Below are 7,466 nucleotides of genomic sequence, written 5' to 3'. Positions count from 1 at the left end.
GGCCGTAATCCAGGCTCAGGGTGTAGTTGACATCGGGGTGTCCCTGGATGACCTGTTCCACCACCCCGTCCAGGGCAGCGTTGCCACTATTGAAGACCAGCTTGTTGTCGGTAATGTCCACCGTCCCGGTCAGGGTCCAGCCATCGCTGGTGCCTAAGTCACCATTACGCACCAGGTTGGTGTCCAGCTGAAGGTCCTGGGAGACATCCGGATCGTGCGCCGGATCGCCGGCAATGGTCAGGGAAAAGTTGTCCGAAGCGCTGGCCAGGCCATCGCTGGCGGTGACGGTCACCGCCAGCGAGCCCACATCACCACTGCCAGGCGTGCCGGAGAAGGTGGCGCTGGCGGCATCGAAGCTGAGCCAGGCGGGCAGGGCGTTGCCATCGGCCAGGGTGGCGCTGTAGCTCAGGGCATCACCATCCAGGTCGCTGAAGCTGTCCGCTGGCAGCTGGTAGCTGAAGGCGTTGTCCTGATCGGCACTCTGGTCTGTCAGCGCTGCGTCCAGTACTGGTCCGTCGTTGGCTCCGGTGACGGTAATGGTGGTGATGGCATTTGAGGTCATACCACCATCGTCACTCATTATGTAGTGAATGGTGATAACAGCTGACTCACCGGTTGCCAGATAATCAAAATCTGCCCCGGGGGTAAACTGCAGCCGGTTATCGACAATGCTGACAGAGCCCTGACCAGCCATAACATTGCCCAGGTTATCGACAATCTCAGCGCTGTGGAGATTGAAGTTGTCGGGGCTATCAGCCAGATCTGCATCGACATCATTTGCCAGTACATCAATGATCAGTACATGATTTTCATGGCTGTCATCAACATCGTCATGAGCTTCAGGCGCTTCATTGAGATCATTAATGAAAACACTGATGGAGGCATTTTTGCTGAGACCATTCTGGTTAGTTACTTCGACGGTTAAGTTGTAGCTATCTCTTGTTTCATGATTCAGGGGGCCGGTAACGAGCAGTTCACCGGTTGTGGGCTTGATGGCAAAGGCGTTGTCTTCATTACCTCCGATAATGGCAAACGTTATATTGTCAGATTGGCTGGCAATAACTTGACCTACGACCGTAGAGCCGTCTTCAGGGACGTTTTCATTAACGTTAAAGTTTTGACTTTCGATGACTGGAGCAATACTTTCAGGGGCAGAAGGTTGATTGTCACTCAGCTGACTAATTGAGTTGAACTCCAGTTGACTAAGTTCGTTACCTTTTGATTGCTCTTCCGTTGATTGGCGGTCCGTATTTTGACTGTTTTCCTGCTCAATGATGACCGTAGTAGGTAACCGTGATTGGTTAATGCCTGTATCTGATTGATCTGAAGTGCTCTGTGTTGAATCTGAATTATCTGATTGCTCTGTTGGTGAGTCATTAACCTGTTCGCTTTCTTTAATTTGATCACTTTCATCCGTTTGATCACTTTCTTCGCTTTCTTTATCTTGATCACCTTCTTCGCCGGCAGCCGTTGGATCAAGACTATTAACGATCTCTGCCCCCATCACTACTTGTTGCGCCACCGGAACCGTAAGTGATTGTCCATTTAATAATTTGACGACAACTTCTGAACCGGACTCATTATTAATGACTTCATCAAGAAAAATGGGGTCACCAACCTTTTTGGTGACAATGTTTCCATTTGAATCAGTGACTTCAATGGCTGAAGTGGCATCGGTTACATATCCTATGACAGGGACATTGTTGTCAGAATTCATCAGTTTACCTCTTCCGCTAAGGTGTTGTCCGGCTTACATGCGGTTCATGAACTTATTCGGTAATTGTAGTTGTTTGATGTGGGATATAATCAGTCAACATATTTAAAAATACAGATTCGTATTCAGATGAATCATGGATCATTTTGATAAGTCAATTTTTTGATTGTTTTTGGTTTTTATTAATTAGAGCTTTCAGGGTTTCATCAAGCGTTGATTCCAGTGAAGCGATTAACGCTGATGCCTCTGCCAGCTGGTTAGCTTTCCCTTCCTTCTCGATGTCGGCTGCAATCATTGCCAGCTGTGTGGCACCAAGATTGTTGCTGCTTGATTTCAGGGTATGGGCTGCTCTTACCAGAACCTCACGGTCTGCATCTTTGGAGGAGAACCGGATATCGCCCATTAATTTAGGTGCGTCTTCCAGATAGCTGTTAATCAGTACCGGGAACTCTTCTTCCATCAACTCTTGAAGTGCATTGAATACGGACTGATCAATTAATGGATGCTGTTTTGATTGATCCGGTTTGCTGGCAATCGCTTGGGTTTTTTCTGCAGCTTCCGGTGTTGCTGTTTGTGGAGGTGTGTCGTGAATCAGCCAATGTGCCAGCCTTTCTCTGAGGTGGTCAATTTTGACCGGTTTGCTCAGATAGTCATCCATACCGGCAGCCAGACACTTTTCCCGGTCTTCAGCCATTGCATTAGCAGTCATTGCGATGATCGGTATTCTGGGTAACTGTTGTTCACGCTCTCTCTGTCTGATCAGACCTGTGGCTTCATATCCACTCATCTCAGGCATTTGGCAGTCCATCAGCACCAGGTCGTAGGTTTGGTGTCGGCTCATGTCAACCGCTTCACGACCATCTTCTGCTAAATGAATATGACTCAAGCCAATTTTTTTCAGCATGCTGGTAGCGACCTTCTGGTTGACCACATTGTCTTCTACCAGAAGTATCTGGATACTCTCGGGGAATACTGCCGTTTCTGGTTCATGTTGGTCTGTCAGACCATCCGGTTGTTGGCTGGCGTGATGGTAATGCATCACCTGCATGGTGGTATCCAGTAATCTGGACTGCCGGAATGGTTTGCTCAGGCAAGCGGACAGTCCGGCCGCTTGCTGTTGTTCCTGAGTGATAAAACCGGTTGAGCTAAGCATTATTCTGCGAATGGAATGTAACTCGGGATCGTCTTCGATCAATTTAGACAATTCCAGCCCATCCATGTCGGGCATATCCATATCCAGAAAAACAAGCTCATAGGGCTGGTTATTGTTATAGGCTTTTCTCAATATTTGCAGAGCGTCTTTTGCGGTTGATGCCTCGTTGTGATCCAGTCCCCAGGCCGTTAGATAGTGGCGAAGAATCTCCCGGTTGGTGTGGTTATCATCAACGACCAGGGCTTTTATACCATCCAGAGCATGAAGTACCTGAGACTTTTGCCTGCATTGGTTTTGGGATATTGCCATCTCCAGAGTGAAGGTAAATGTGGAGCCGAGACCTTCAGCACTGATAACACGGATGTTGCCTCCCATTAACTCAACTAATTGTCGGGAGATCGTCAGGCCCAGACCGGTGCCTCCAAACTTCCGGGTAGTACTGCCGTCGGCCTGGGTAAACTCATTGAACAGGGTTGGCAGGATATGTTCAGCAATACCAATGCCGGTATCCTCCACAGAAAATTCAATTTGAGCCGACGTCTGTGATCGTGTGATCAGGTTTACTTTAACGCTGACCTCTCCTTTGATGGTGAATTTTACGGCATTGCCAATCAGGTTGGTTAACACCTGTCTCAGTCTTACCGAGTCACCTTTCAGTGTGGCTGGCAGGTCAATATCGGTATAACAACTAAGCTCCAGGCCCTTCTCTCGGGCGGTGCCTGCCAGTAATGTGCAGACATCTTCAACAACATCTCTGACTGAAATATCCACTTCCTCAATGGTCATTTTGCCCGCTTCAATTTTTGAAAAGTCGAGAATGTCGTTAATGATGGAAAGTAGCGAATCAGCAGAGGAATAAGCGGTATTCAAAAAATCATTTTGTGTTTTTGTGAGCGGGGTGTCTTTCATCAGGTCCAGCATGCCAAGCACACCATTCATCGGCGTACGGATTTCATGGCTCATATTGGCCAGGAAGGAGCTTTTGGCTTTGACCGCATCCAATGCGGCTTCTTTGGCTTCATTAAGCTCCGTCAGATTTTCTTTTAGCCCCCGATTGGCCATTTTCAGTTCATTGGTTCTACTGGTAACGGTGGCTTCCAGGTTTTCACGATGCTGCTGCAGCCGGTCATCTCGCTCTTTGATCTGCATGAGCATGTTATTGAAGCAGTCATACAGTTGCCCAATCTCATCGTTGTCGTATTTTTGCACCTGGCGATTATATTGCTGGTATTTAGTGATTTCGCTAATGGTATCAGCCAGCTCTGTAATGGGGCGTGCCAGCAATTTTTGCAGCCTGGCACTCAGCATTGCCGCCAGTACGATAGAAATTAATGCCGCAATCATGACCAAAAGTAAGATATGAGTGAGGTGCAGGTAGAGCTCACTCAGGTTTGACTGGATATAAATGGCACCAATAAACTGACCATCCAAATTGATAGGTCGATATAAATGCAGCTTGGCTTTGCTGAATAAGGTAACGGGCTGGTTGAGTTCCTGCAGGGTAAAGGCCCAAGGTTGTTTCTTTTCCCGATGATAGTCGGCAACACGCTCACCGGCCGGATTTAATAAGTAGGCCGCTTCTATTTCATTGGTGCTGGAGAAACCGTTCAATAGTTGTTCAGCCGCTGCCGTATCCTCAAACATCAAAGCTGCCTGGGCATTTGCACCAATCACTTCAACCAGGGTTTCCAGTTTACTGACCAGCAAAGACCGTGAGTGCATATATTCACTGACGGTTTGTACACTCAGGGTCACCAGCAGAACGGAATACGCCGTTATCAGCATGGCGTATCGTAACTTCTTTTTAATGGGCAGGTTCTTAAATGTGATCATAATGACTATTTAACAACCTTGGCTAACCTCATTAATTGGGCGTTAATTGACAGGCTCGCATTTCTGGTCGCACTCTGACTGATGGCAAATTGAATCCGGCTACCGGTACGGATCAGTCCTATCACGCCACCTTGATAAGCGAAGTTCTCGCTATCACTGATGGTCAGTACTGATTCATTTTTTAATTTCTTTAAGATCCCGGATACGACATATGGCGTTGAGTTATGGATGTAGACAATGTCGCATAGCTTTTCCAATGGGGCGCTATGAATTTTATGAGTGACTGATATACGCCGTCCCCTGCTGAATTTATGATTGATTTTTTGCAGTTCACTGTTGATGGCTCCACTGCCAATAATGCACAGTGCCAGGGTCTGCTTTTTTCCGGGCCAGGCAACAAACTTGGAAAGTTTATAGACAATGGCGGCCTTGACCTTATCCGCTTTGGTAACCTCACTGGCGTATGATTGAGTTACGTTTAAGCAGCAGAGCAGAGCTATTGCAATGATTGCGTACGTTTTGTTGATTATGATCGGCATGAAGTGATCTCCCCCATCCGATTAATGTTGCCAGCGTAACTGCAGGTACCAGGATTCCTGTACCTCAGTTTCGCCGAGCCCGCTGAATATTTCATCGAATTCCAGCCGTTGTTTGTCGAACAGGTTCTTGCCGGTCAGGGATAATTCAAGGTCTTTGCCGAATTTTTTGGCTACCCTGAAGTCCAGAGCCGTGTAGGCACTAACTTCTGCATCTTTAAGGTTATCCATATAGCGTACCCAGAAATCCAGATACCACTGGTGGGGTAAGTTCATGTAAGAACGGATATTGGCGGTATTGTTGGCACTAAGGGTTTCCAGTAAGTGTTCATTTCCCCTAAGGTAGCTGTTGGTTATGGCTGAACCGGAATCCTTGCTGAATGCATCAACACCCAGAAAACTGTAGTTAAATTGCAGTTTCCACCAGGGGGTTGCCTGCCAGTCTGTTGTTACCTCCAGACCATAAGTGTTAGCCGTTAGCCCGTTGGCAAATGTGGTTGAATATTCTACGGCGGGTTTGCCTCCATTATCGCCATAGGAGCAAAGCATGACTGAACTGTCAAAAGTGGTTCTATCCAGGCAACCGGGTTGATCAACGTAAGCCAAAAGATCTCTGTACTGGTTGAAAAATGCAGTGATATCAAACAGTAGTCGGTTATTAAATTGCTCTCTATAGCCCACCTCCAAAGCAAATAATTTTTCCGAATCCAGTTGATCATTGCCACTGATAGCCAATAAGTCTGGAGTAGCGGTTCCCGGTACAGGAGCATCCTCTTCTCGCAGGAATGCAATTCCACGGGAAATTACCGATGTTTCACTGATTGATGGCGTCTTTAACGCACTGGCCGCTTTCATCCAGAGGGTTTGCTCGTCCGATATCTTCCAGGTCAGACTGGCATTGGGTTGAATCTCATAACCGGTAAAGTCGTTATGCTCAAAGCGGGAGCTGAGCGTCAGAGCCCATTGCGGTGAAAGGGTAATATGATCCTGAACAAATGCGCTGTATAGCCGGTCCGTTCGCCTGGCAGGTGCCATGGTGATGTTGTTCGTGGCGCTGTTGAGGTTATATTGGGTCAGTCGATAACCCAGGCCCCAGATGATGTCATGATCGTTGCCGGGTAGTATCTGGTGCTGAAACTCAAGGTCGGCAGTATCTCGCTTTTCCGTGAACCGGTAATCATAATTTTCATAGCGGTCATAGTAGCCTTTGAGCGTAAAGTGGCTGCCGTCAGCCTGGTACTGTTTATAGCTGCCGATCAGGTGCCCACCCTTTTGGTCTCTGCTTTGATTGATAATGCGATCCGGGCTCAGTGTGGTTTCATTGAAGATTTTTAAGTCGGGGCGGGTTGTGCCGTCATAAAGTTCACTCTGAAGTGACGCTTCAGCCCCGTTTGCTGTTCGCCAATTCGCTTTAAATCCCGCTCGTTTTAATGTCCAGTCATCATTGGCATCGGTACCGTCTTTGTTCGCTAATCCATCGCGGTTGAAGGTTTTGAAAAACGCCCGGTAGTAGCCGTAATCCCCTAATTCCCCTCCGTAGCGATAGGCCCCAAAGGCTTTCTCTTCAGAACCAAACCCGGTAGACAGCAGACCACCCTGAGTATCTGCCGCATGTTTGGTAATAATATTGATCACACCATTCACGGCATTGGCACCCCACAGCGCTGCACCCGGGCCGCGAATCACCTCAATGCGGGCAATATCTTCCAGCATGGTGTCCTGAACATCCCAGTTAACACCGGAGAACAGGGGAGAGTAAACGGTGCGCCCATCGATCAGTACCAGCAATTTATTGGCAAAAATGTAATTAAAGCCCCGGGTACTGATGGACCAGGTATTGCTATTCAACCGGGCTACCTGCATGCCTGGCACCATTCTCAGTGCCTCTGGAATTGAAGTCACTCCTGAACGCTGAATATCCTCATTGGTGATAACAAACACAGCAGCAGGGGAGTCCATCAGGCGCTGTTTTCTTTTGGATACCGATGTGACGTCGGGGACATCCAGTGCGATCAGCTCTTCCAGGCTGAGATCCAGAAGCCCATCATCGGTTATTTCCGGATCGGAATCAGCCTGAAGATTCACGGGAGCGATGAGAGAAGAAAAAATTCCAGCCAGCAGCAGTGTATGATTTGATGGTTTCAAGGTTCCACTCCATTGGATTTATTGAAGAGAGAAGTGCTGCTGAATCGTTCTCTGTTCATCCCGGGTATTACTGCTCCATTGTTTG

General features: G+C 47.8%; 4 protein-coding genes. All 4 read right to left on the bottom strand.

Translation table 11 applies throughout. The features are described 5' to 3' along the window. A partial coding sequence (locus J7439_RS19545; protein WP_209203631.1) for a putative Ig domain-containing protein occupies positions 1-1,717 on the bottom strand: 1,717 nt, incomplete at its 3' end. A 151-nt stretch (positions 1,718-1,868) separates the two neighbouring features. Continuing rightward, complete coding sequence (locus J7439_RS19540) at positions 1,869-4,700, bottom strand: response regulator (protein ID WP_209203630.1); 2,832 nt, start codon at positions 4,698-4,700, stop codon at positions 1,869-1,871. 5 nt (positions 4,701-4,705) lie between these two features. Continuing rightward, complete coding sequence (locus J7439_RS19535) at positions 4,706-5,239, bottom strand: YfiR family protein (RefSeq protein WP_209203629.1); 534 nt, start codon at positions 5,237-5,239, stop codon at positions 4,706-4,708. Positions 5,240-5,260: 21 nt separating this feature from the next. Continuing rightward, positions 5,261-7,381, bottom strand: coding sequence for a TonB-dependent receptor plug domain-containing protein (locus tag J7439_RS19530; protein ID WP_209203628.1), 2,121 nt, complete (start codon positions 7,379-7,381; stop codon positions 5,261-5,263). Positions 7,382-7,466: the final 85 nt, after the last annotated feature.

The organism is Salinisphaera sp. G21_0 (assembly GCF_017744115.1).
Taxonomy (GTDB): Bacteria; Pseudomonadota; Gammaproteobacteria; order Pseudomonadales; family Endozoicomonadaceae; genus Endozoicomonas.
The sequence above is the reverse complement of the archived record's forward strand: the minus strand, read 5'-3'. Positions and strand labels throughout refer to the sequence as shown.